General features: G+C 64.2%; 15 protein-coding genes and 1 pseudogene. 7 read left to right on the forward strand and 9 right to left on the reverse strand.

From position 1 onward, the window contains the following. Positions 1-4: 4 nt before the first annotated feature. Entirely contained in the window at positions 5-1,201 is a 1,197-nt protein-coding gene (locus tag SE91_RS32755) for a serine hydrolase domain-containing protein (protein WP_061850585.1), read from the reverse strand. 346 nt (positions 1,202-1,547) lie between these two features. Here SE91_RS32755 and SE91_RS32760 point away from each other — a divergent pair, with 346 nt between their 5' ends. Next, a complete protein-coding gene (locus SE91_RS32760) occupies positions 1,548-1,868 on the forward strand; it encodes a hypothetical protein (RefSeq protein ID WP_008571809.1) in 321 nt (106 codons plus the stop codon). 126 nt (positions 1,869-1,994) lie between these two features. Then, complete coding sequence (locus SE91_RS32765) at positions 1,995-3,488, forward strand: NAD-dependent succinate-semialdehyde dehydrogenase (RefSeq protein ID WP_061850586.1); 1,494 nt, start codon at positions 1,995-1,997, stop codon at positions 3,486-3,488. Between the two features lie 176 nt (positions 3,489-3,664). On the opposite strand, the gene SE91_RS32770 is transcribed toward SE91_RS32765, so the two are convergent. Both SE91_RS32770 and SE91_RS32775 read right to left on the reverse strand, forming a co-directional pair. After that, complete coding sequence (locus SE91_RS32770; protein ID WP_061850587.1) at positions 3,665-4,579, reverse strand: phosphoribosylaminoimidazolesuccinocarboxamide synthase; 915 nt, start codon at positions 4,577-4,579, stop codon at positions 3,665-3,667. Positions 4,580-4,638: 59 nt separating this feature from the next. Beyond that, complete coding sequence (locus SE91_RS32775; protein ID WP_060734330.1) at positions 4,639-5,556, reverse strand: pirin family protein; 918 nt, start codon at positions 5,554-5,556, stop codon at positions 4,639-4,641. A 158-nt stretch (positions 5,557-5,714) separates the two neighbouring features. Here SE91_RS32775 and SE91_RS32780 point away from each other — a divergent pair, with 158 nt between their 5' ends. After that, the gene (locus SE91_RS32780) at positions 5,715-6,776 is read left to right on the forward strand and encodes a helix-turn-helix domain-containing protein (RefSeq protein ID WP_061850588.1); all 1,062 of its coding nucleotides are present in this window, start codon (positions 5,715-5,717) and stop codon (positions 6,774-6,776) included. 144 nt (positions 6,777-6,920) lie between these two features. Beyond that, positions 6,921-8,345 carry a serine hydrolase domain-containing protein gene (locus tag SE91_RS32785; protein ID WP_061850589.1) on the forward strand — a complete coding sequence of 475 codons (1,425 nt, stop codon included), beginning with the start codon at positions 6,921-6,923 and terminating at the stop codon, positions 8,343-8,345. 197 nt (positions 8,346-8,542) lie between these two features. Here SE91_RS32785 and SE91_RS32790 read toward each other — a convergent pair whose 3' ends face one another. Continuing rightward, positions 8,543-10,201, reverse strand: coding sequence for an ABC transporter substrate-binding protein (locus tag SE91_RS32790; protein ID WP_061850590.1), 1,659 nt, complete (start codon positions 10,199-10,201; stop codon positions 8,543-8,545). A gap of 198 nt (positions 10,202-10,399) precedes the next feature. On the opposite strand from SE91_RS32790, the gene SE91_RS32795 reads away from it, so the two are divergent. After that, positions 10,400-11,995, forward strand: coding sequence for an ABC transporter substrate-binding protein (locus tag SE91_RS32795; protein ID WP_061850591.1), 1,596 nt, complete (start codon positions 10,400-10,402; stop codon positions 11,993-11,995). A 206-nt stretch (positions 11,996-12,201) separates the two neighbouring features. On the opposite strand, the gene SE91_RS32800 is transcribed toward SE91_RS32795, so the two are convergent. From SE91_RS32800 to SE91_RS38355, 3 genes and pseudogenes are all read right to left on the reverse strand, one after another. Then, a complete protein-coding gene (locus SE91_RS32800; protein ID WP_061850592.1) occupies positions 12,202-14,433 on the reverse strand; it encodes a CHASE2 domain-containing protein in 2,232 nt (743 codons plus the stop codon). A 137-nt stretch (positions 14,434-14,570) separates the two neighbouring features. Next, the gene (locus tag SE91_RS38350; RefSeq protein WP_502687185.1) at positions 14,571-17,183 is read right to left on the reverse strand and encodes a beta strand repeat-containing protein; all 2,613 of its coding nucleotides are present in this window, start codon (positions 17,181-17,183) and stop codon (positions 14,571-14,573) included. Beyond that, positions 17,160-18,923 (reverse strand): annotated as a pseudogene (locus SE91_RS38355) (FecR family protein); the annotation flags it as partial. The pseudogene SE91_RS38355 and the gene SE91_RS38350, both read right to left, overlap by 24 nt. A gap of 621 nt (positions 18,924-19,544) precedes the next feature. Between SE91_RS38355 and SE91_RS32810 the strand changes: the two are divergent. Continuing rightward, on the forward strand, positions 19,545-20,273 hold the full coding sequence (locus tag SE91_RS32810; protein ID WP_061850594.1) for a transglutaminase-like cysteine peptidase: 729 nt from the start codon (positions 19,545-19,547) through the stop codon (positions 20,271-20,273). Positions 20,274-20,471: 198 nt separating this feature from the next. After that, positions 20,472-21,587 (forward strand): lysozyme inhibitor LprI family protein, encoded by a 1,116-nt coding sequence (locus tag SE91_RS32815; RefSeq protein ID WP_061850595.1) that lies wholly within the window; start codon positions 20,472-20,474, stop codon positions 21,585-21,587. 205 nt (positions 21,588-21,792) lie between these two features. Here the strand turns inward: SE91_RS32815 and SE91_RS32820 are convergent, their stop codons facing one another. Together SE91_RS32820 and SE91_RS32825 are read right to left on the reverse strand one after the other, a co-directional pair. After that, positions 21,793-22,992, reverse strand: a complete 1,200-nt coding sequence (locus SE91_RS32820) for an ABC transporter substrate-binding protein (RefSeq protein ID WP_060737251.1) — start codon at positions 22,990-22,992, stop codon at positions 21,793-21,795. Between the two features lie 93 nt (positions 22,993-23,085). Then, positions 23,086-24,750 (reverse strand): AMP-dependent synthetase/ligase (locus SE91_RS32825; RefSeq protein ID WP_061850596.1); only part of this gene is annotated, 1,665 nt, incomplete at its 5' end.

Genomic DNA, 24,750 nt, shown 5'->3' on the forward strand with positions numbered 1-24,750 from the left:
GGGGTTAGGCCGCCTTCTTCCCGCTCCCGGCAGCATCGAGCCCGGCATAGACCCCGCGCTCGAAGCCCGCGAATGCCTCCAGGCATTTTGCGTCGGCGAACGGCAAAAGCTGCATCAGGATCACGCCGGTGACGTCGCGGGCAGGATCGATCCAGTAATAGGTGTTGGCAAGGCCCGCCCAGGCGAGGCTGCCTGCGCTGCGCCCTTCCGCGGTCTTTGCGGTGTTGATCATGAAGCTGAGGCCCCACTTCTTCACTTGCTCCGGATAGAGATCGACGTCGTTGGTGTACATCGGCGCCGCCGTGGTCATCTTGCCCATGGCGAGGTCGCCGATGTGGTTCTGCCCCATCGTCGCGACGGTCTCGGCCTTCAGCACCTGGTTGCCATTGCCGCGGCCCTTGTTGAGGATCATCTGGGTGAACTTGATGTAGTCGGCCGCAGTCGAGTAGAGGCCGCCGCCACCCATGTGGAATTCGGGCTCCTGCTCGAGCTCGAACGGGATCGATGCGAGCTGGCCATCTTCGCCGCGCGCATGCATGCCGACGAGGCGCTTGCGCATGTGGTCGGCGATCTTGAAAGCCGTGTCGCTCATCCCGAGCGGGTTGAACAGATTGTCGCGCAGATAAGCGTCCAGCCGCTTGCCGCTGGCGGCCTCCACGGCCTTGCCGACGAAATCGATATTGGTGCCGTATTCCCAGCGCGTGCCGGGATCGGACATGATCGGCGTCTTCAGCGCAGCGTTCTGGCAGGTGGTGATGGCGGGAATGCCGTTCTTGTCGAGATAGACCGCGAGATCGCCGTTCCACATGTTGTAGCAGAAGCCGGCGGTGTGGGTCATGAGCTGGCGCAGCGTGATCGGCCCCTTGGCCGGGCGCAGCTTGGCCTCGCCCTTGGCATCGAAGCCTTCGAGCACCTGCGGCTTGGCGAGATCGGGCAGAACCTCGCCGATCGGCGCATCCAGCGACAGCTTGCCCTGCTCGACCAGCTGCATCGCGCCCGCCGATGTCACCGCCTTCGTCATTGAGGCGATCCAGAACACGCTGTCCGCCGTCATGGCATCCGGCTTCGACAAATCGCGCTTGCCGAACGCGCCCTGATACAGCACCTCGTTGCCGCTGGCGGCGATGGCGACGACGCCGGGGATCTCCTTGGCGTCGCTCTTCTGGCGCAGAATTTCGTCGATCTGGGCTTGGCCTTGCATCGTGTTTCCTCCGGTTTGATTATTGTTGGAAGTGATCGATTGTCCTCCCGCACGCCGCGCGCGGCAAGCGTGTCCAGATGCCCGCGATGGTCGCGATGTCGTGACTTGACGGTCCGCGGCCGGCGCAGGACGACAGGGCGGCTGAACTGCAACACTCCGTCACAATCTGCGGTGGATGACCGCAGCCCGCCGTGACCGTGGATGGGCACCGGCGGTATGTTTCGCGTGTTTGATTCACTTGAAACATTTTGTGCTTTGCGGCGTTTCAGCACGCGGCCCATCGGCCGTGTGACGTTAAGACTTGATGCAAATTTGCGGCGGCTGACGGCCGCTTGGGGGATCTCAAATGATTTCGACCTGGAGCGAATGGAAGCGCTATCCCCGTGCCGGACGGGGCGATAATCTGGAGGCGCCGATCTCTCCCGGCATTTACGAGGTCCGCATCGCCGGCACCGGCGCGCTCTATTCCTTCGGCGCGGTCGACAATCTGGCGCAGTCCCTGGCGCTGCTGCCGGTCGGCTCGAAGTCCTGGTTCGGGCGCCGTGACCGCTCCGACGCGCCGGATCTCGAATACCGGACCTGCGCGACCTCCTCGAAGGCCGACGCCAAGGCCGCGGCCGAGCGCATGATCGGCCGGCGCGAGACTTATATGAGCGGCGCGGCGTAAGGCCACGCTGCTCCGAGCCTAGCTCCCAGCAGATGTGCGTTGCGGGGCGGTGCATTGCGCACCGCTTGCTCCTATATTCCGGGCCGATCCGATCGCCCCCAGTCCGATCGCCCAAGGGAGTACGCCATGACACCGACCGCCGCCGCACGCGCCGCTCAAGCCACCGCCACCTTGCGCGACCGGTTGAAGGACCCGTCGCTGCTGAAGGAGGCCTGCTACATCGATGGCGCCTGGGTCGGCACGCCGGTTTTTGCCGTCAACAATCCCGCGACCGGGGTCGAGCTGGCGAAAGTTCCGCAGCTTGGTGCGGACGAGACGACCAAGGCGGTCGAGGCCGCCGAGCGCGCCTTCCCGGGCTGGGCCAAGCACACCGCCAAGCAGCGCTCCAACATCCTGCGCAAATGGTTCGAGCTGATCATCGCCAACCGCGAGGACCTTGCGCTGATCCTTACCTCCGAGCAGGGCAAGCCGCTCACCGAGGCGCTCGGCGAGGTCGATATCGGCGCCGCCTATATCGAGTTCTTCGCGGAGGAAGCCCGCCGCGTCTATGGCGAGACCATCCCGAGCCAGCGCGCCGATGCGCGCCTGCTCGCGATCAAGCAACCGATCGGCGTCTGCGGCGCGATCACGCCGTGGAATTTCCCGAACTCGATGATCACCCGCAAGGTCTCGCCGGCGCTCGCGGCCGGCTGCACCGTGGTGCTCAAGCCCGCCAATGAAACGCCGCTGTCGGCGCTGGCGCTGGCCGTGCTCGCCGAGAAGGCCGGCATCCCCAAGGGCGTGCTCAACATCATCACCGGCGACGCGCCGCCGATTGGCAAGGTGCTGTGCGAGCATCCGGCCGTGCGCTTCGTCGGCTTCACCGGCTCGACCGCCGTCGGCAAGATCCTCTACCAGCAGGCTTCCGTCGGCGTGAAGCGGCTCGGCCTCGAGCTCGGCGGCAACGCACCGTTCGTGGTGTTCGACGACGCCGACATCGACGCCGCGGTCGAGGGCGCCATCGTCTCGAAATACCGCAACATGGGCCAGACCTGCGTCTGCGCCAACCGCATCTACGCCCAGGACAAGATCTACGACGAGTTCGTGCAGAAGCTGTCGAAGAAGGTCGCGGCGATGAAGATCGGCGACGGCACCGAAGGCGGCGTCACGCAGGGTCCGCTGATCAACATGAAGGCGATCGACAAGGTCGAGCGCCATATCGCCGACGCCGTCAAGCGCGGCGCCAAGGTCGTCACCGGCGGCAAGCGCAGCGAGCTCGGGCGCTCCTTCTTCGAGCCGACGGTGCTGGCCGACGTCAAGCCGGACTCGCTGGTGTCGCAGGAGGAGACCTTCGGCCCGCTCGCGCCCGTGATCCGCTTCAAGGACGAGGCCGACGTCATCGCGATGTGCAATGCCTCGCCGTTCGGCCTTGCCTCGTACTTCTACTCCCGCGATCTCGGCCGCGTCTGGCGCGTCGCCGAGGCGCTGGAATCGGGCATGGTCGGCGTCAACACCGGCCTCATCACCACCGAAGTTGCCCCCTTCGGCGGCGTCAAGGAAAGCGGCCTGGGACGCGAAGGCTCGCGTCACGGCATGGAAGAATATGTCGAGATTAAATACGTGATGATGGCGGGGGTGTGAGAACGTCGCCGGTACCTCACATATGTGAGCCCGGCAAGAATGCTGGAGAGGCGCATTGGTCCCTCCACGTCATTGCGAGCGAAGCGAAGCATTCCAGAATCGCTCAGCGGAGGCAGCCTGGATTGCTCCGTCGCAAGGGCTCCTCGCAATGATGGAGCGCGCGGCGGCCGCGGAGCCTAAATCTTCAGCTCTTTCCCCGTCACGCGCTTGTAAGCTTCGAGATACCGCTTGCTGGTCGCGTCCACCACGCTCGCGGGCAGCGGCGGCGGCGGAGCGTCGCCGTTCCAGCGGCCGGCGCGACGCTCGGCGTCGAGATAGTCGCGCAGCGGCTGCTTGTCGAAGCTCGCCTGCGGCTGGCCGGGCTTGTAGGCGTCGACCGCCCAGAAGCGAGAGGAGTCCGGCGTCATGACTTCGTCGATCAGGATGATGCGCCCGTCCTTGTCACGGCCGAATTCGAACTTGGTGTCGGCGATGATGATGCCCTGCTCGCGAGCCAGCTCCTCGCCGAGCGTGTAGATCGCGCGCGTCATGCTCTCCAGCGTGTAGGCGACCTCGTCGCCGACGACGTCGCGCATCTTCGCGATGGTGATGTTCTCGTCATGGCCGCTCTCGGCCTTGGTCGCCGGGCTGAAGATGGCAGGCTCCAGCTTTTCGCTCTCGACGAGGCCGGCCTTCAGCTTCTCGCCCGCCAGCGTGCCGCTCGCGGCATATTCCTTCCAGGCCGAGCCCGAGAGATAGCCGCGGATCACGCATTCGATCGGGAACACGGTGGTGCGCTTGCACAGCATGGCGCGGCCGAGAATCTCGGCGCGGTGCGGCTTCAAGGCCGGTACGGCCGCGACGATCGCGTCGGTGTCGGCGCTGATCATGTGGTGCGGCACCACGCCTTCGAGCTCGTCGAACCACCACGCGCTGATTTGAGTCAACACTGCGCCCTTCATCGGAATGGTCTCGCCCATCACGACGTCGAAGGCGCTGATGCGGTCGGTGGTGACGAGCAGCAGGCGGTCGTCGTCGACAGCGTAGATATCGCGCACCTTGCCGCGTCCGATCTTGGGGAGCGGCAGGTCGCTGGAGAGCATGGTGGTCATCGGCAAAGCCTTCGCACAGGACATCCGGCCGCGATGGCGCGGCCGGAGACCGGATTAGCCTATTCCGGCAGCGGAATGAACTCATGTTCCTGCGGAACTGCGGCGAAGCGGCCGGTTTTCCAGTCCTGCTTGGCCTGCTCGATCCGCTCCTTGCTGGAGGAGACGAAATTCCACCAGATGTGGCGCGGGCCTTCCAGTGCATCGCCGCCGAGAAACATCATCCGCGTCGCCTTGAGCGCTTTCACGGTGATGCGGTCGCCGGGGCGGAAGATCAGCAGCCGCGGCCCCTCGTAGCGCTCGTTCGCGATCTCGACCTCGCCATCGACGACGTAGATCGCGCGCTCCTCATGGTCGGGGTCGAGCGGCACGCTCGCGCCCGCCACCGCCGTGACCTCGGTGTAGAACCAGGGCGACACCATCGACACGGGCGAGGCGATCCCGAAGGCGGAGCCTGCGATCACGCGCGCGGTGAAATCGCGCTCGGAGATCATCGGCAGATCGCCGGCGGCATAATGCTGGAACGACGGCGCGATCTCTTCCGATCCGGCCGGCAGCGCGATCCAGCTTTGCAGGCCCAGCATTTGCTGGCCCGAGGCACGCTGCGCATCCGGCGTGCGCTCGGAATGCGCGATGCCGCGCCCGGCGGTCATCAGGTTCATCGCGCCGGGCGCGATTTCCTGGACGTTGCCCTCGCTGTCGCGATGCATGATCGCGCCGTCGAACAGATAGGTGACGGTGGCAAGCCCGATATGCGGATGCGGCCGCACGTCCATGCCCTTGCCGGAGACGAACTGCACCGGTCCGAAATGATCGAAGAAGATGAAGGGGCCGACCATCTGCCGCTTGCCGTGCGGCAATGCGCGCCGCACCGCGAATCCGTCGCCGAGATCGCGCGTGCGCGGCACGATGACGAGATCGAGCGCATCGCAGGACATGGGATCGCCGAGCACGGGATCGTTCGAGGGTTGCCAGCTCATGAGGGACTCCTTTTGGCCTTGTTGCGCCGACCGTAGCATAATTTCATATCGCCGTCGCGATGAGGCGCCGCTAACCCCGGTGGACAGTTGGTCCTTGAAAAAGCCCGCGCAACAAAGGATGTTTGGCGGCTTCCAACCGCGACCGATCGCATCAGTCGATGACCCTTGCCGCAACCGAGCTCGCATTCCGCTCCGCCAGCGTCGCGCTGCTGCTGTTGCTCGCGGCGTCGCTATTGCACGATTTTCGCAAAGTGCTCGCAGCGCGCCTCGGCACGGCCTTCGCGCTGGGCTCGGCCGCGCATGCGGCGAGCTATTCGGTGGATGTGACGTCGCCGGTCCCGCTCTGGCATGCGCCGCTGATCGCCTTGTCGACTGGCGACATCGTGGTGTTCTGGCTGTTCACGCGCTCGCTGTTCGACGACGAGTTTCGTCTGCGCTGGTGGCACGGATCGGTCTGGGCGCTGGTGACGGCCTTCAGCTTCGCTGGCTGCGTCTGGATTGCACCCAGCGGCCATGTGCGGTTCTCGGTGACGGTGGTCAATCTGATCGTGCTCGGCTTCATCGCACTCGCGGTCGGGCAGACGATCGCCTCCTGGCCGGCCGATCTTGTCGAGCGCCGCCGCCGCGCTCGTGTCTTCATCGTTTGCGCGACCGCACTCTGTGGCGGGCTGAACGCCGTGCTCCAGATCGCCGTCGCCGGCCACCACGTCGGCGATGTCGCCGAAACCGTCAATGCCGGCGTGCTCGCCTGCACCGTCGCGGCGATCGTCTATGCCACGATGCGCGTCGATGGCGCGGACCTGTTTCCCGTTGCCGCGGAGCCCGCACCTCCTGATGTTTCCAGTCAGCCTGCGGCCGATGACGGCGCCGATCAAAAGCTCATCGATGCCTTGATGCGGCTGATGGCGGATGAGCGGATCTATCGCCAGGAGAACATCTCCATCGGCGTGCTGGCGGGGCGGCTGAAAATTCCCGAGTACCGGCTGCGCCGGCTGATCAACCAGCGGCTCGGTTATCGCAACTTCAATGTGTTCCTCAACAATCACCGGATCGAGGAAGCCAAGGCCGCGCTGGCCGATCCCGCCCAGGCCGAGGTCCCCGTCATCACCATCGCGATGGACGCCGGCTTCCAGTCGCTGGGCCCCTTCAACCGTGCCTTCAAGGCGATCACGGGCGTGACGCCGACCGAATATCGGCGGCTGAAGGTGGGGACGGCGTAGTTCCTAATCCTTTATAATCACGCCAAATTTCCAGAATCGGCGAGCTTGGCTCGGTTTAAGTCAGGTCGTTTTCCAAATCCGGCGAGCATCCACTCCCCGCATTCCGCTTCCTCCCGCAATACGCCCCAGCCGGAGAGAAAGCCCGTGACCCGCCGCCGCAAGATCATCCTCCTCGCCACCACCATGGCCTGCGCCGGCCTCGCGCTCGGCGCGGCCCGCGCCCGCGACGTGCCGAAGGTCGCGACCGGATTCCTCGCCGACATCCTGTGCTCCGAGACGTTCGTCACCGGCCTCGATCCCAGGCGCACCTTCGCCGAGACCACCGATGCCATGCCCGGGACCGGCCTGATCAGCTGGGCGATGGACTACCGGATCGACCGTGTGCGCAAGGACGTCACGGTGACATTGTTCGGTCTCGGTCGCAGCCAAGCGGTCTATCGCGAGGGGCTCGGCTGCACGCTCGCGCATGAGGCCGGGATTGTCCCCGTCGAGCCGCCTGCAGACGACGGGCAACCGGCGCTGCTGCCCGAGATCGCCGGCCCCGCGATCGTGCCGCCGCAAAATGAGGCGCTTGCCGTCGCGCTCGACCGCGCCTTCGCCGAACCCGCGCAGCCGCCTTACCGCCGCACCCGCGCGGTCGTCGTGATGAAGGCCGGCCGTATCATCGCCGAGCGCTATGCCGACGGCATTGGACCTGAGACGCAGCTGCTCGGCTTCTCCATGACGAAGTCGGTGATGTCTGCACTGACAGGCATCCTGGTGCGCCAGGGCAAGCTGAAGCTCGATGGACCCGCGCCAATCGCTGCCTGGAAGAATCCGGATGACCCGCGCCATGCCATCACCGTCGATCAATTGCTGCGCCACACCGCCGGCCTCGCGCTCGGCAACTCGTTGCAGGCCTCGCTCGCCTCCGCTCTCGAGCCGGTCAACCGGATGAAGTTCGTTGAGACCGACATGGCGGCCTATGCGACGAGTATCTCGCTCGCGACCGCGCCGGGCACGGCGTGGAATTATCACGACGGCAACACCGTGATCCTCTCGCATCTCATTCGCAACGCCGCCGGCGGCAATCCGGCCGATGCGCTCCGCTTCGCGCGCCGCGAATTGTTCGCCCCGCTCGGCATGCGCCATATCACGCTTCAGCTCGACGGCTCCGGCACGATCGAGGGCTCCGGCGAAATGCTGGCCTCTGCGCGCGACTGGGCGCGCTTCGGCCAGCTCTATCTCGGCGACGGCGTCGCCGGCAGCAAGCGCATCCTGCCGGAGGGATGGGTGAGCTATTCGTCCTCGCCCACGCCAAATGCCTGGGTCGGCATCGGCGCCGGTGTCTGGACCAACCAGGGCGACAGTTTTGGTGCGAAATTTCGCGTGGAGCACGGCTGGCCGCGCGATGCTTTTTTCGCGAAGGGTACGATCGGGCAGTACACGATCGTGATCCCGTCGGAGAAGCTGGTGATCGTGCGCCTCGGCCGCTCGCCGAACGCGCCGCCGGAAGCGGACGGCGTGTTCGATCTCGTGCGGGATGTGATCGCGGCAACGCGCGAGGAGAAGCTGGCGGGGGCGCGGTGATAGGAGCGGAACGACAAGCGCGTCATTCTTCCTTCTCCCCTTGTGGGAGAAGGTGGCGCGAAGCGCCGGATGAGGGGTCTCTCTCCGCGCATTCAAGTGAGAGTTGGACTCGCGGAGAGAGACCCCTCACCCGGCTGCGCTTCGCGCATCCACCCTCTCCCACAAGGGGCGAGGGTGCAGCGAGTACGCGGTGCGAGCTATTTCGCGATCGACACCGGCGAGAAGTCGATGAACCAGCTCTTCGGCTGCACGACGCCTGTCACCTTCGGGCTCATGGCGCGCGGGCCGACGTCGTGGGCGACGTAGAGGAAAGCAGCATCGTCGACGGAGGCCGCGTGCAGCTCGGCGAGCGCGGCGTCACGCGCAGCGGGATCGAAGGTCTGCCGTGCCTTCTTCACCAGCTCGTCGAACTTGGGCTCGTTGATGAAGCCCCAATTGTTCGAGACCGGCGGCGCCATGCCCGATTGCAGGAAGCGCACCAGCGCGAAGAACGGGTCCATCGCCGCATAGGTGACGTTGGTCGCGTTCGAGCCGTTGGCGCTAGGGTCCTTGGCGCCGCGGCGCCAGTTGGTGAACAGCGTATTCCACTCGATGACGTCGAGCTTCACGTCGAAATAGCATTCGGCCAGCGCCTGCTGGAGATATTCGTTCATCGCCAAAGGCTGCATCTGACCAGAGCCGGATGCGGACGTCTGCGTCTTCACGGTCAGCTTCTTGTTCGGGCCGTATCCGGCCTCCTGCATCAGCTTTTGCGCGGCTGCCTTGTCATACTTGATCTGGAAGCTCGGCTTGCCGCGCCAGGGATGGCCGGGCTCGAAGGTGCCGGTCGCAGGCACCATCAGGCCGGCGAGCAGGCCGTCCCTGAGGCCTTCGCGATCGATGCAGAGGTTGGCCGCCTTGCGCACGCGGATGTCGTTCCAGGGCGAGCCTTCGATGCGCGAGAACTGCCAGGGCCAGACATGCGGCTGCTCATTGGAGTAGAGCTTGAAGCCGCGCTGCTTGAGCTCGGGCAGCGCATCCGGCGCGGGCGCCTCGACCCAATCGACCTGCCCGGAGAGCAACGCCGCGGTGCGCGCATTCGGCTCCGGCATCGGCAAGAGCACCATTTTGTCGACCTTGGGCACGCGATCCTTGTTCCAGTAGGCCGCATTCTTGACGAGTTCGAGCCGCTCGCGCGGCGTGAAGCTGGCCATCTTCCACGGGCCGGTGCCCGAGGCGTCCTTGGCGAAAGCGGTCCAGGCGGCCTGCGACTTCGCCTTGGCGTCGGCGCCTTCGGCCTTGTCATAGAAGGCCTGCCACTTCGTCGGACTGGCCATGAAGAGGTTGGTGAGATTGATCGGCAGGAAGCTGTCGGGCTCCTTGGTGGTGAGCTCGACCGTCATGTCGTCGATCTTCTTGGCCGAGGCCAGCGTCGGCATGCGCGAGGCCGTGACGCCGACCTGGCTGGCGTCGAACTGCGGCGCGTCCTGCTTCAGGACCTTCTCGACATTCCACACCACGGCGTCCGCATTGAACGGCGAGCCATCATGGAAGGTGACGCCGGGGCGCAGCTTGAACACCCATTTGGTCTTGTCGGCATCGTCGACCTTCCACTCCGTGGCAAGGCCGGGGATCACCACGCTGGCCTTCTCGGCCGAGGACAGGTCCCAGCCGGTCAGCGCGTCATACATGGTGAGGCCGGTGAAGCGGTTGCCCTCGAAGCCCTGGTCGGGCTGGCCCAGCGTGCGCGGAATATCGGCAGCAGTCATGCCGATTCGCAGCACCGTTTGGGCGCTCACGACGCGCGGCCATGCCGCCGCCGTCGTCAGAGCAAGCGCCGCGATCAATGCCGCGCGTGTCGTCTTCTTCATAAGCATCGCCTCAATCCTTTTCCGGCTTCGATGACTATTTTTGATGCAATCGTATGCAATGGCTATGCCAATGAGAAACTTATTCTGCAATTTGTCACTGCGACGACAAGTCCTTGTGGTCAATGCACCGACCGACGCATCGCATTGCCTATTCTGGCATCAAGATTGCAAGTCCGCTCCCGAAATCCCTGGGAGCTTTGGACCATGCGTAACCGCCTATCGACCTGTCTCGCCGTGCTTGCGCTGGCGGCAACCGCAATCTCGGCGCGCGCCGAAAGCGTGGTGCGCTACGGCATCTCGATGGCGGACATTCCGCTGACGACCGGCCAGCCCGATCGCGGTGCCGGTGCTTATCAGTTCACGGCCTACACGATCTACGATCCCCTCGTCGCCTGGGAGATGGACGTCGCCGATCGTTCCGGCAAGCTGGTGCCGGGGCTCGCGACCGAATGGAAGGTCGACGATGCCGACAAGACCAAGTGGCGCTTTACCCTGCGCAAGGGCGTGAAGTTTCACGACGGCAGCGAGTTCAATGCCGACGCGGTGATCTGGAATTTGGACAAGGTGCTCAACGACAAGGCGCCGCAGTTCGACAAGCGGCAGAGCGCGCAGGTGAAGACCCGCCTTCCCTCCGTCGCCAGCTACGCCAAGATCGACGATTTCACCGTGGAGATCACCACCAAGACCGTCGACTCCTTCTTTCCCTATCAGATGCTGTGGTTCCTGGTGTCGAGCCCGGCGCAGTACGACAAGCTCGGCAAGGACTGGGACAAGTTCGCCAGCCAGCCCTCGGGCACCGGTCCGTTCAAGCTGACCAAGCTGGTGCCGCGCGAGCTCGCCGAACTCACCAAAAATCCAGACTATTGGAACAAGAAGCGCATTCCCAAGGCCGACAAGATCGTGCTGGTGCCGATGCCGGAAGCGCTGACGCGCACCAATGCGCTGCTCGCCGGGCAGGTCGATTTGATCGAGACGCCGGCGCCGGATGCCGTGCCCCAGCTGAAAGCAGCCGGCATGAAGCTCGTCGACAACGTCACGCCGCATGTCTGGAACTATCATCTCAGCGTGCTGCCGGGTTCGCCCTGGACCGACATCCGCCTGCGCAAAGCGCTGAACCTCGCGATCGACCGCGAGGCCGTGGTTGGGCTGATGAATGGGCTGGCAAAACCCGCCAAAGGACAGGTCGATCCGTCGAGCCCCTGGTTCGGCAAGCCGAGCTTCGAGCTGAAATACGATCTCGCCGCCGCGAAGAAGCTGGTCGAGGAAGCCGGCTACTCCAAGGCGAAGCCGCTGAAGGCCACCTTCATCATCGCGCAAGGCGGCACCGGCCAGATGCTGTCGCTGCCGATGAACGAGTTTCTACAGCAGAGCTTCAAGGAGATCGGCATCGACATCGACTTCAAGGTGGTCGAGCTCGAGACGCTCTACACGCACTGGCGCAAGGGCGCGGCGGACGAGATGAACGCCGGCATCACCGCCAACAACATCGCCTATGTCACCTCGGATCCGCTCTACGCCATCGTCCGCTTCTTCCACTCGGGCCAGATCGCGCCCGTCGGCGTCAACTGGGGCGGCTACAAGAACCCGAAGGTGGACGCGCTGATCGACGAGGCCAAGCAGACCTTCGATGCCACCAAGCAGGACGCGCTGCTGGCGCAGGCGCACGCGCTGATCGTCGACGACGCCACGCTGGTCTGGGTCGTCCACGACACCAACCCGCACGCGCTGTCGCCGAAGATCAAGCAGTTCGTGCAGGCGCAGCACTGGTTCCAGGATCTGACGACGATCGGGATGGAGTGAGGGCTGACCACACTTACGCATCACATTAGACCGTCGTCCCGGGGCGCGACGCAGTCGCGAGCCCGGGACCCATAGCCACAGGCCGCAATTGTGCGGAAACTCGGAGTTGCCGGCTCGCGCCATAACCGCTCCCTGTGGGTATGGATCCCCGCCTGCGCGGGGATGACACCGCCGATGGGGCGGCCTTCAAACCACACCTGACGACCCTACTTCGTCAGCAGCGCATAGGCCCCCGTCCATCCTTCCGCGGGCGGATTGAGCTGGAAGTCCTTGATGCGCTTTTCGTACAGCCTGAACAGCTTCTCCAGCGTGTCGGCATCCTCGCTCTTGCGGCCGCGCTCGATGGCGTCGAGGGCGCCCTGCCAGTCGCGGCTGCGGTAGCAGCCGAGCATTTCGATGGTGATGTTGCGCAGGCGCTGGAAGGCGCCCGAATGCATCACGTCCTCGCGGCCGGCGATGGCGTAGATCACCTCCGGCTCGGACTTGCCCTTGACCATGATGAAGTCGAGCTCGAGGATCGCGAACTTGTCCTTGGCGGCGAGCGCCGTCCGGGATCCCACGATGATCGGGAAGCCGTATTCCTTAGTCTGGCCCTCGAGGCGCGAGGCCAGGTTCACGCTGTCGCCGAGCACCGAATAGTTCTTCTTCAGGTCGGAGCCCATGTTGCCGACCACGCCGATGCCGGTGTTGAGCCCGATGCCAACGTTGAGCGGAATGTAGACGTGGCCGCCATCGGCGGCTTCCTGCTCGCGCTCCTTGTTGACCGTGTCGATCTGCTCCAGCATCTGGATGGCTGCTTCGCAGGCGTTGACCTCGTGCTTGTTATCGTCGAGCGGCGCGTTCCAGAACGCCATGATGGCGTCGCCCATGTATTTGTCGATATAGCCCTTCTGCTCGATGATCACGTCCGTCAGCGGTGTCAGGAAGCGGTTCATCAACTCGATGAGGCCTTGGGGATCGTGCTTGTAGCTCTCCGAGATCGTGGTGAAGCCGCGCACATCGGAGAACATGATGGTCATCTCGCGCTCCTCGCCGCCGAGCACGAGCTTCTCCGGCGACTGCACCAGCTGCTCGACCAGCACCGGCGACATGTATTGCGCGAACTGGCCGCGGATCTGCACGCGCTGGCGTTGCTCACGCACGAAGCTCGCGAAGATCAAGGTCAGATAGACCGCGGTGGTCGACAGCAGCGGATAGGTGAAGTCTATGAGATAGCGGTATTGCGTGTAGAAGAACCAGGACACCCCAACCAGGATGGCGGCGAAGGCCGCGCCGGCGAGCACCAGACGCACGGGACCGAGATTCGGCGTGAAGATGATGACGAGCAGCCCTATGACCAGCGCCGCGATCAGCTCGATGCCGAGCGCGTAGTTCGGCTGCGAGATCACCGCGCCGCTGAGCACGCTCTCCAGCACCTGGGCATGGATCTCGACACCCGGCATGGTCGCGGATACCGGCGTGGTCTTGATGTCGTTGAGCCCCGCCGCGGAGGTCCCGACCAGCACAAGCTTGCCGGCGAACTTGCTCGGTGACACGCTGTTGTCGAGCACGTCGGCCGCGGAGACGTAGATCGAGGGATCCCGGCGGGCGTAGTGCACCCAGAACTGGCCGTTCTTGTCGGTGGGGATCTCGACGCCCTTGAGGCGCACGGCCCGCACGCCGGTCTTGTCGGTCCTGACGAGCAGCGTTGGCGTGCCCGTGACCACGCGCAGGATCTCGAGGCTGAGCGACGGCATGATGTTGCCCTGGGCCCGCATGACCATCGGCACGCGGCGGATGAACCCGTCGCGCTCTTTCCTGATCGAGAACAGGCCGCGGCCGGCAGCGACCTTCTCTATGTCCGGCACGTTGCGCAGCAAGCCTGGAAATTCGAACAGGAAGCGTTCGGCGCCCTCCTCCCCGACCGTCGCCACGCCGGTAAACGGAAGCGATTTATCGAGTTCGGACAAGACGGCCGGAAGCCCGGTCTCGCCCAGCACCACGCGCGAGCGCTTGATCGCTTCGGCGAGGATCTGGTCGTTGGTCGGCAGTTCGCGCAGCTTGGCGCGGGTGGCATCGTCGAGATGGCGCATCTGGCTCGCGACTAGATCCGGATTGAGCCGATCGGGCTCGGAGAAGACCACGTCGAAGCCGATCGCGGCGGCGCCGTTACTGGTCAGGTTCTGGATCAAATCGGCGATCCGCGTGCGCGGCCACGGCCATTGCCCGAGCTTGGCGAGGCTCTTGTCGTCGATGTCGACGATGACGACAGGCCGCGCCGCCTTGTGCCTGGGATCGATCAGCTGGAACATGTCGAAGGTGCGCAGCCGCAATTCCTGGATCGGCGGCGGATCCCACAGGCGCGCGCCGGCGAACAGCACCAGCAGCGCGAGGCACATCAGCCGCGCGAAGCCGAACTTGCGCGCAAACCACCGCCGCAGGATTTTGAGACGTTTCATGCCAGTCAGACTTCCTGCCCCGGATCATGCCGGGCGCAGCGATCATGGAGCGTCGGCGTGCGATTGGCTATTCCCGAGTGCTGAGGATCATGGATTTTTTGCCGCGGTTACAGGCCAGCCGGCGGCCACCGCATTCACTAGGCGCCGTGAGTGCCGAAGATGAAATCGCTGGATTGGAGATTCGCGAGGGCGACACCCTTGAGCAGGATCGTCTCGTGGCTATCCAGCGTGAGCAGCGTGCCGCCATCCTGCGCGGTGGTCGGGGTAAGGTCGCTCAAAGAGCTGATGCCGCTGAACTGTCGCAGGTCGATCTTGTCGAGACCGAACTCGAAATCGTCGACGGTGTGTTGGACCGTATCCTGCGACGAGGCTGGCGCAAACACGAACTGGTCCTTGCCGCCGCCCCCGATGAGCGTGTCGCTCGACTCAGTCGCGAAAATGACGTCCTTGCCGGCGGTGCCTTGCAGGGTCATGCCCTGGCTCTCGGCTCCTTCGACGAAGATGAAGTTCACGGTGTCAGAACGACCGGCCGAGTCGGCAACGGTCAGCGTGATCTGTTCGATTCCGGGCAGCTCCGCCTCGGGATCGGCGCCGATCGGATCGTAGACGATGCCCGCGCCCTCTGCGAGGCCCGTGTTGATCTGGGCGAGCGTGCCGGTCGTCGGATAAACACTGGCGAGGCTGACGTTCGGATTCGCAGTCGACAGCGTGACGGTGAAAGTGTCCGTCGCGGCGCCGGGATCGGTGTCAGTAATCTCGAGATCGGTGATGATCTCGTTGCTGTTCTCGGTGATGTGCTCGACCTGGAAGCTCTCGGTGTTGATGACCGGGCCGCCGGCGTCGTCGGCCCCAGTCACGTCCACCGTGAGCGTTGCCGTGTCGGTCGCACCATGGATGTCCGTGGTCTGAACCGTGAAGGTGTCGACATACGATCCGGCCGCCAGCGCGTTGATCGCCGCGTCATTCGGAACGTAGCTATAGCTGCCGTCGGAATTGACCGTCAGCGTCCCGTACAGGCCCGCGACGGTCGTCGCCGCGTGGTGATCTGCATTGAGGACGGCGTAGGTCAACGTCGCCGTCTCGCCGCTGTCGACGTCGGTCCCGGACAATTGCCCGGTGATATCGGAGAAGGTGTCGGCCGCGGCGGTGTCCGTGAGCGGACCGATGTGGAGATCGGACAGGGTCGGCGCGTCGTTCGTGCCGTTGATCGTGACGGTGACGTCCTGGGAGACCTGCGCGCCGTGATCGTCGGTGAAGGTGACGGTGTAGATTTGGGTGATGGTCTGGCCCTGCGCCAGCGACTGCAGCACCGCGTTGTCGTTGTCGAGGCTGAAGTGCCAGCCCAGTGTCGCACCGTTGTCGGTGTCGGTGTTGAACTCTGCGACCGCCGAATCAATCGTGAAGGTGCCCAGCGGCGTATCGCCGTCGAAACCATGCAGAAGCGCGTTCGACGTCGCCGATTTGAACACGGCCTGCGCGGTGTGGGTGTCGATCAGATCGAAATCCTGGATCGCCAGCGTGCCGTCGATCGAGAGCGTGTTGCCCTCGTCCTCGACAACCGAGCCCGTCGCCGCGCAGGCATCGCTCGTGATCGTCGGCGCATCGTTGGCGCCGTTGATCGTGACGGTCACGTCCTGCGAGACCTGCGCGCCGTGATTGTCGGTGAAGGTGACGGTGTAGATTTGGGTGATGGTCTGACCCTTCGCCAGCGACTGCAGCACGGCGTTGTTGTTGCCGAGGCTGAAGTGCCAGCCCAGCGTCGCGCCGTTGTTGGTATCGGTGCTGGATTCGAGCACCGACGGATCGATCGTGAAGGTGCCGATGTTCGCGTTGGCACCGAACCCTGGCAGAGGCGAGCTGACCGACGACGACGTGAACACCGCCTGCGCGGTGTGGGTGTCGATCAGGTCGAGATCCTGGATCGCGAGCGTACCATCGATCGACAGCGTCGCGCCGGAATCCTCAGTGACGGTCCCCTTTGCGGCGTCGGCATCGCTCGTGATCGTCGGCGCGTCGTTGGTGCCGGTGATCGTGACCGTGACGTCCCGGGTGACCGTGCCACCGTGATGGTCGTCGACGGTCACGGTATAGACCTGCGTGATGGTCTGGCCTTTGGCCAGCGACTGCAGCACCGGATCGTTGTCGTTGAGCGTGAAGGTCCAGCCCACCGATCCGCGCGTGCTGACGCCGGGGCTCTCGCTCACCGCCGCCAGGGCGAAAGTGCCGATATGCGAGGTGCCGTTGCCGAAGCCGGGCAGATGCGCGTTCGAGGTCGTCGACTTCAGGACGTAGCTCGCAGTGTGCGTATCCGTGAGGTCGGGATCGTTGAAGGAAACCGTGCCGTTCGCCGTCAGGGTTGCCGCCGAATCCTCCGTCACAGCGCCCGTCGGCGTCGTCGAGTCCTCGACGATCGTCGGGACGTCGTTGGTGCCCTCGACATTGACGTCCGCGCCATCAATGGAAACCGTGAGCGGCGTACTGACGACGCCGCCGTGGCCGTCATCGACCTGAACCACGTAATTGAGAATCAGCTTCTCGCCTTTGCCGAGGAAATCGAACAGATGGTCGGGAACGCTATAGGTCCAGGTGGCCGTGCCGTTGTTGCCGTTTCCGGCGCCCTGAACCACGGTCAGCGGCACCTCGACGGCGGCGATCGCGGCGCGTTGCTCCGGCGTCAGGAACACGGTGACATCGGTGCCTTCGGCATCGAGATATTTGAACGGCTGGGCGGTCGAGAGCGCCGCGCTCACGATCGGCCGGTCGGTCAGATCGACGTCGGTGAAGGTGACCGTGCCCGTGATGACGTCCAGCGCCTCGTTACCGGTCCCGACCTGCTCGATGACGGTGCCACCTGACGTCGCAACGGTAGGCTTGTCGTTCGTTCCCGTGATCGTGATGGTGATGGGAATGAACTTGCTCTCGGGGTTCACCGTGAAATTGGTGTCGACGCGGACCATGTAGGTCAGCGTCAGCGTCTCGCCGGCCGCGAGGAAGTCGAAGACCTTGTCCGGGATCGTATAGGTCCAGACCGCCGAGCCGCTGTTGTTGTTGCCGGGATCGGGGACGACGCCGATCTGGATCTGCGTCGCCGCGATGGCCTGCTTCTGGAGCACGGAGAGTGAGCCGGTGACGTCCTGCTGGCCCGCATTCTTGTAGATGTAGTTCGGCGCCTCGGCGAGGCTAATGCTCACCGTCGGCCGGTCGCCGAGATTCTGATCGATGAAGGTGATCCGGCCGAAGACCGTGTCGGGCGTCGTCGCGCCCGTCGTGTCGGCGCGCTCGGTCAGTGCGAACGCCGTCTTCACGTTGCCGCCGGAATCGAGGCTCTGCACCAGCGGCTGGCCGGGAATACGGGTGACGAGCGGCGGGGGAGTGCTCGGCCCCTCCTGCCCTTGCGTATTGAGGTTGACGAATGTCGCGGTTGCGACGGCGCCGGATGCCGACTTGAACACCACGTCCAGGCTCATCGGCGTAAGCGTGTCGGTGAAGTTCGTGGTCAGCTTGGTGTTGGTGTTGTCGGTGAACTTCAGCGTGAACACGTCCGTGATCAGCTTCTGCACATCCGGCGACATCAGCGCATTGGAGATCGAGACGTTGCCGCCGCTGATCTGGATCATTTGACCGGCCTGGTTGACCGTCGCGATCGGCAGCAGCGTGACCTTGTCGAACAGGATGTAGGAGCCTGTCGTGCCGTTCGGCTCGACCAGCACCTGGAAGCTGGCCTGCGGCTGGGGATCGCCGCCCCCGGCCGGGACGACGAAATTGATCTGGGTCAGCACCGCCGTGCCGCGGATGCCCATGGTTGCGACCGGCGTGTCGATCTTCATGTCGCCGTGCTTGGCGGTCTCGCCGGCGACGAAGGTGATGGTGCCGGCGACCAGGCTCAGCAGCGAGGAGTTGCTCGACCCGTTGGGGTCGTAGACCATCTCGTTCAGCACCATCCGCGCATTCGAGGACAGGCCGAACACGGTGCCATCGATGAAGGTGATGCCGAGCGTTGAATCGGCACCGGTCGAGACCACGTCGCCCTTCTCGACGTTGTCGCCATTGTTCAGGATGACCGAGACGCCGTTACGGATCGCTGTCGCGCTGCCGACCAGCTTGGTGACGTGGCCGATGACCTGGGCCGCGGCAGGGCCGGGCGCGGCCTGCGCATATTGCACATGGCCGGTGAGCGCGTTGACGATGTCGCCGGTGAGGTGAGCGCCGTCCGGCGAGGCGATGGCCGGGCGCTTGTCGCCTCTAAAATAATCGTGAACGACGAACTCGCGCCCCTCATGGGACAGCACGAGATCGAGGCCCGTGCGCTTGAACTCGCCATTGAAGATCAGGTTGGGGTCGGGAACGACGACCGCACCCTCGGGCACGTGACCATGCGCCTTTGCGATGAACGGCTTGGGTGCAAAAGAATCGACATGGATATCGCCGAGCGAACGGGAACCCTGGCCATCCAAGGGGATCGCGGCGTCAAATTTGCCAGCGTAATTCAACCGCGCACCGTAAAAAGGGTTAAAATCTAAGTAAGTATCTACTGCCTAAGCTTGCATAGCATTACCAAGTCCTTAGCGAAACCATCTATTGCTTGTGTGATTCCGCATCACCGAGCCGCCAACAGCGCAATCGGGCCATGTCCTCATAGAGGAGGCAGGGGAACTCTGGAGGTATTTGCAAGTATAATTGCGGTTATTCGAGCCCACCTTCAGCACCCCACAATATTCCAATGTATAGTTCAGGCAGCGAATACTCGTGTCATCTTTTCTTCGTGCTGCCCCGCAGCATACTGCGGCAAATACAGGTCCAAATCTGTGACCTAACTAACAGAAGCCCTGAAAAAGCGGGCCGTTAGCCATAGGAGGCAGATTCGACGGGCGCACAACCACTACCTGCAAATGGTTCCATTTCGCGGCAGCTGGCAATCTCCTAGCCCCCGATTCTTAAAGTTTTACGCAATTTGAGCAGGCGCATTTCAGCCTGTTTCCCGGTTTTGGAACCCCTGCCGGGCGCGTTAAGCAGAACAAAACGGCCAATCCCGCACTATCTCCGCGAAAGCAACAAGGCCCGGCACGCCGAGATCGAGGGGGATCTCGCGAAGCCTGGGAAGGGGATGTCAGATGGAGACCGCTACTCGCTCGCGCGCCTGGCGCGCAATCCTTGTCATGTGCGGATTGATCCTGCTCGGATCGGCCGCCGAGCTTCGCGCTGGCACGCTGCTGTCGCCGGGCGCCGGCGTCCTCGTGCGCAAGTCCGCCGAACCTTTCGGCGTGTTCGCCTTCTCCATCTCCGCCGGCAATTTGCGGCAGAAATGGCTGGTGCTGAAGGACAAGCTCGACGACGACATGGTGCAACTCGCGCTGTGCGACGGCGACCGGGACAATTGCGCATCGCCTGCGGCCCTGAAGCTGCTCGCCATCGTCGACCAGGTCCGCGGCCGCGACGGCCGTGCGCGCCTCGGCGAAGCCAACCGCGCCATCAACCTCGCGATCCGGGCCGCCGATGACGGCACCGACGACGTCTGGAGTTCGCCGCTTGCGACCTTCCAGCGCGGCGCCGGCGACTGCGAGGACTATGCCATTGCCAAGCTCGCCGCACTGAGGCTCGCCGGCGTTGCCGCCGAGGACCTCCGCATCGTCGTGGTGCGCGACGTCAGGGCCGGCGAAGCGCATGCGGTCGCCGCCGCACGGCTCGACGGCCACTGGCTGATGCTCGACAATCGCCGCATGGCGATGGTCGAGGACGAGGCTGCACAGATCTACCGGCCGCTGTTCGTGCTTCACCAGTCGGCCGTTCTGAAATATGTCGACGAACCGATCCGGGTCTCGATGGCCGCCGAGACGCGTTGATTGCGGCCCTCGCGTCGCCTGCCCCGCCATAAAGCCGTTTCGTTGCACGATCCGGACGGCTAGAGCATAATCGGTTCTGATTGAATCAGAACCGAAGCTCTAGATTCTTGTTTTGACGCGTTTTCTTTACGCGAACCGGTATCCACTTCGCTCGAAAACGCTCTAGCATGGCCGCGGCCACGCTGAGGGACGAAGAGAATGCGGTTCATCGTGCTGACTGTGCTTGCGCTGCTGGCGTTGCCGACGGCGCCTGGCTCCGCGCAATCCGACCGCTCCATCGCCGACAGGCTGCCGCTGTTCGCCAAGAACAACTGCCAGCAGATTCGCGATCCCGGCAATCAGCTGTTCTGCGGCGATACCGAGCTGGCTGCCGCCGCCGAGAAGCTGAGCACGGCGGTCGAGGCGCGGCTCGCCCGCCTGCCCGATCGCCTGCCCGCGATCGAGGAGAATGCGATCTGGATCCGCCAGCGCAACCTCGGTTGCGGCATCGTCGGCCAGACCGCGATCCGCGCCGACGAGTTCGACCGGGTGAAGGCGTGCCTGCTCAAGGTGACCGAGGAGCGCACCGCGATCGTGCGTGATCCGGATTTCGACTGTCTCGCGGCCAACACCGCGGCCGGCGCGCTGATCTGCGCGGATCCTGCGCTGGCGGTCGCCGAGACCGAGCTCAACGGCCTGGTGCTCGGCCTGATCGGCAAGCTGGACCCGACCGCCGCGCGCTTTGCCTTCGCCGAATACGGCAGGTGGACGCGAGAGCGCGACCGCAAATGCAATCTCGTCGGCAAGGAGAACGTGCCGCTCCAGGAATTGGAGACTGCGGAAGACTGTCTCGCCGACCATCTGAAGCGCAGGACCGACGAGATTCGTGCGGCGAGGGGCGATCCCAAGAAGGTGTTCGGCCGGCAGGTCGCAGCCCGCTCACCCGACACCGACGCGGTCGACTTCTGCGCCGCGCGCATCCACGCGGCCAATTCCTGCGGCAACTTCCTGCGCATCAACCGCGTCTACGCACTCGACAGTCATGTGACCGACCAGGAGGCGCAGGTCACGGGCGAGATCGAGATGGTCGTGCTGGCGCCCTTCACCATGTGCAGCAAGGTCGCCTCCACCTGCACCGGCACCTGCTGGGACGGCAGGACCGGCCGTCCGCAGCCGGGAGCCGGAAACAAGGAGCGTTCCGCAGAAGCCTTCAACGTCACGCGGCGCCTGCGGATCCAGCGGAATTTTGCCTTCGTGAAAGCCGCCGACGGCTGGCGCTGCCGCGAGGACGAACTGGCTCCGGTGAATTCGGGTACGGCAGGCGGGGGATCGTGAACTCTTGCCCTCCCTGGCGGGCTCGCATTGAGCTTTCACTATCCCCTGGAGGGCTATCGCATTTGGACCGTTACAAGAGGTCGTCATGCCCGGGCTTGTCCCGGGCATCCACGTTCTTTGTGCTGCGTAGTAAGACGTGGATGGCCGGGACAAGCCCGGCCATGACGATGAGAAGGCTCTCGAACCCCAAGTGCGAAGCGAAGCATCAGAACATCAGATTGTCCTTCACGAGCACCCAGCGGCCGCCCTTGACCTGCTGCACCTGGGTGATGGTGTTGGCGAGGTGGTCGGTCTTGGAGAATTTGGTCGGCGGCGAGTTGAAGATGTCGAGGAACTTCTCGCCCGACTCCAGCGAGTCCAGCATCTTCTGGCCCGTCAGTTCCTTACCCGCCTTGTTCGCGTAGAACGCAAACGTCATCATCGCATTGTAGCCGATGATGGCCTGGGTGTTGGCGTCGGCGTTGAACATCTTCTTGTAGTTGACGAGCCAGTCCTTCACCTTGCCCTTGGCGGTGTCCTCATAGGGAATCTCGAAGCCGCTGGCGGCATAGAGCCCTTCGACCGCCTCCTTGCCCAGCGCCGGAACCTCCATCACGTTGGTAGGGGTAGCCCCGAGGAAGGTGACGTCCCAGCCGAGCTTCTTGGCTTCGGTCATCGCCCCGATGGTCTCGCGGAGCACGGTGCCGAGCACGACGAGATCGCAACCATCGGACTTCATCTTGGCGATCTGCGCGCTGAAATCGGAGGCGCCGCGCTTGTAGCTCGTGATCGAGGCCGGCTGCGCCTTCATCGCGGTGAGCTGCTGATTGAAGCCGTCGAGCACGTTCTTACCGTATTCGTCGTCCTGGTGCATGATGCAGGGCTTCTTGAAGCCCTTCCACTCGATCATGTATTTCACCGCGGCCCGCGTGCTCTCGACATAGGGCAGCAGGTTGTTGAACTTCAGCCGTTCCTGCGGCTTGGCCGGATCGAACTTGAAGGTGAACTCGGCCGCCGTCAGCGGGAAGAGCTGAAGCACGCCGGCGTCGAACAAGATGTCCTGCGCGGCGAGCACCGTCGGCGATCCCATCGGCCCCACCATGGCGAAAATCTTGTCGCGCTCGATCAGCTTTTGCGACGCCAGCACCGCTTTCTTCGGATCGTAGCCGCTGTCCTCGACGACCAGCCGGATCTTGCGGCCGTTGATGCCGCCGGCCGCATTGATCTCCTCGGCCGCCATCTTCATGCCGTTCGCGACCGGAACACCCCACCCCTTGATCGGACCCGACAGGTCCTGGTGCGTGCCGATGACGATCTCGGATGCCGAGATGCCCTCGTTGGTGACCTTGGTTTGCGCTGCGGCCGGCAGATGCGTGAGCACCACTGCGCTCACCGCAAGGCCGAACGCCCTGAACGATTTCGACATTGACGTCTCCTCTCCCTGGCCAGTGTTGCGCGAAGGGCGTGGCCATCGCTCCCTCGCTAATTTTCTCGTCGCCTGGCTGGCGGGCCAGGCGCCTCACGCCACCGCGCGCTCGCGATACATCGCCTCGATCTCGGCGGCGTAGCGCTTGTTCACGAAGCCGCGCTTGAGCTTCATGGTCGGCGTCAGCTCCTCGTCCTCGGGCGTCAGCTGGCGTTCGATCAGGTAGAATCGCTTGATGCTCTCGACGCGGGCGATATTGCGATTGACCTGCTCGATCTCGCGCCAGATCAGGTCCTGGATCTCGACTGCCCGGCACAGGCTGGCATAGTTGGTGAAGGGGATGTCGTGGTCCTGCGCGAACTTCTCGACATTCTCCTGGTCGATCATCACGAGGCAGGTCAGGTACGGCCGCTTGTCGCCGATCACCACGGCGTCGGAAACATAGGGCGAGAATTTGAGCTGGTTCTCGATCTCGGACGGTGTGACGTTCTTGCCGCCGGAGGTGATGATGATGTCCTTCATCCGATCCGTGATGCGGACGAAGCCCTCATTGTCGATGGTGCCGACGTCGCCGGTGTGCAGCCAGCCGCGGGAATCGATCGTTTCGGCGGTCTTCTCGGGCTGATTCAGATAGCCCATGAACAGGAAGTCGCCCTTGATCAGGATCTCTCCCTCGGGCGACAACATGACCTCGCCCCAAGGCACGGCGGTGCCGACAGAGCCGAGCTTGGTCCGCTCCGCCGGCATCATGGTGGCGACCCCGCAATTCTCGGTCTGGCCGTAGACCTCGTGGATGTCGATGCCGAGCGCGAGATACCAGCGGATCAGCTCCGGTGCGATCGGCGCCGCGCCGGTGAAGGCGATGCGGCAGCGGTCGAGCCCGATCATGCGGCGGATGTTGCGGAACGCGACCTGGTAGGCGAGACGATTGGCGATGCGCAGCGACAGCGGCGGCGCCTTGCCCTCGAGCCGGCACTCGACCATGCGGTAGCCAATGTCGATGGCGCGACCATAGACCCATTGCTGGAGCGGCGTCGCATCCCTCAGCGCGATGGTGATCGCGGAATAGAACTTTTCCCAGATACGCGGCACCGCGAGGAAGACGGTCGGCTGCACCTCGCGCAGGTTGTCGGGCACGGTTTCCTGGCTTTCCGCGAAATTCATCACCGAGCCGAGTGCGACCGAGATGTAGTAGCCGCCGATGCGTTCGGCGACATGGCAGAGCGGCAGGAAGATCAGCCGCTCCTCGTCTTCCTGCGCCGGGATGAAGTCGTTGGCGTGCCGCATCTGATGCGTCACACTGCGGTTGGCGTGCATCGCGCCCTTGGGCGGGCCGGTCGTGCCTGAGGTGTAGACGAGAATCGCGAGATCGCCGGCGCTGCGGCTGTCGATCATCTCCTGCCACAGCGCTTCGCGACCGACCATGTGGTTGCGGCCGAGCGCGCGAAACTCGTCGAGCGACAACACCATGTCGTCGGAGAAGCCGCTGAGGCCCTCCATGTCGAACACGATGATCTTCTGCAGGGTCGGGCAGCGGGCGCGGCAGGCGAGCACCTTGTCGAGCTGCTCCTCGTCCTCGACGAAGATCACCTTGGTGGCGGAATCGTTGACGAGGTACTCGACCTGGGACGACGCATCGGTCGGGTAGATGCCGGAGGCGACGCCGCCGGCACACAGGATGCCCATGTCGGCGTGGACCCATTCGGGAACGGCATTGGCGATGATGGAGGCGACGTCGCCGGGCATGAAGCCGATCGC

The organism is Bradyrhizobium sp. DOA1, assembly GCF_001593325.1.
Taxonomy (GTDB): Bacteria; Pseudomonadota; Alphaproteobacteria; order Rhizobiales; family Xanthobacteraceae; genus Bradyrhizobium.

Excerpts from the sequence above, each read along its gene's own strand:
- SE91_RS32780 (WP_061850588.1), top strand. The coding sequence starts at position 5,715 with ATGACCCTTGCCGCAACCGAGCTCGCATTCCGCTCCGCCAGCGTCGCG.
- SE91_RS32810 (WP_061850594.1), top strand. The coding sequence starts at position 19,545 with ATGGAGACCGCTACTCGCTCGCGCGCCTGGCGCGCAATCCTTGTCATG.
- SE91_RS32790 (WP_061850590.1), bottom strand. The coding sequence starts at position 10,201 with ATGCTTATGAAGAAGACGACACGCGCGGCATTGATCGCGGCGCTTGCT.
- SE91_RS32815 (WP_061850595.1), top strand. The coding sequence starts at position 20,472 with ATGCGGTTCATCGTGCTGACTGTGCTTGCGCTGCTGGCGTTGCCGACG.
- SE91_RS32765 (WP_061850586.1), top strand. The coding sequence starts at position 1,995 with ATGACACCGACCGCCGCCGCACGCGCCGCTCAAGCCACCGCCACCTTG.
- SE91_RS32820 (WP_060737251.1), bottom strand. The coding sequence starts at position 22,992 with ATGTCGAAATCGTTCAGGGCGTTCGGCCTTGCGGTGAGCGCAGTGGTG.
- SE91_RS32770 (WP_061850587.1), bottom strand. The coding sequence starts at position 4,579 with ATGACCACCATGCTCTCCAGCGACCTGCCGCTCCCCAAGATCGGACGC.
- SE91_RS32800 (WP_061850592.1), bottom strand. The coding sequence starts at position 14,433 with ATGAAACGTCTCAAAATCCTGCGGCGGTGGTTTGCGCGCAAGTTCGGC.
- SE91_RS32760 (WP_008571809.1), top strand. The coding sequence starts at position 1,548 with ATGATTTCGACCTGGAGCGAATGGAAGCGCTATCCCCGTGCCGGACGG.
- SE91_RS32775 (WP_060734330.1), bottom strand. The coding sequence starts at position 5,556 with ATGAGCTGGCAACCCTCGAACGATCCCGTGCTCGGCGATCCCATGTCC.
- SE91_RS32795 (WP_061850591.1), top strand. The coding sequence starts at position 10,400 with ATGCGTAACCGCCTATCGACCTGTCTCGCCGTGCTTGCGCTGGCGGCA.
- SE91_RS32755 (WP_061850585.1), bottom strand. The coding sequence starts at position 1,201 with ATGCAAGGCCAAGCCCAGATCGACGAAATTCTGCGCCAGAAGAGCGAC.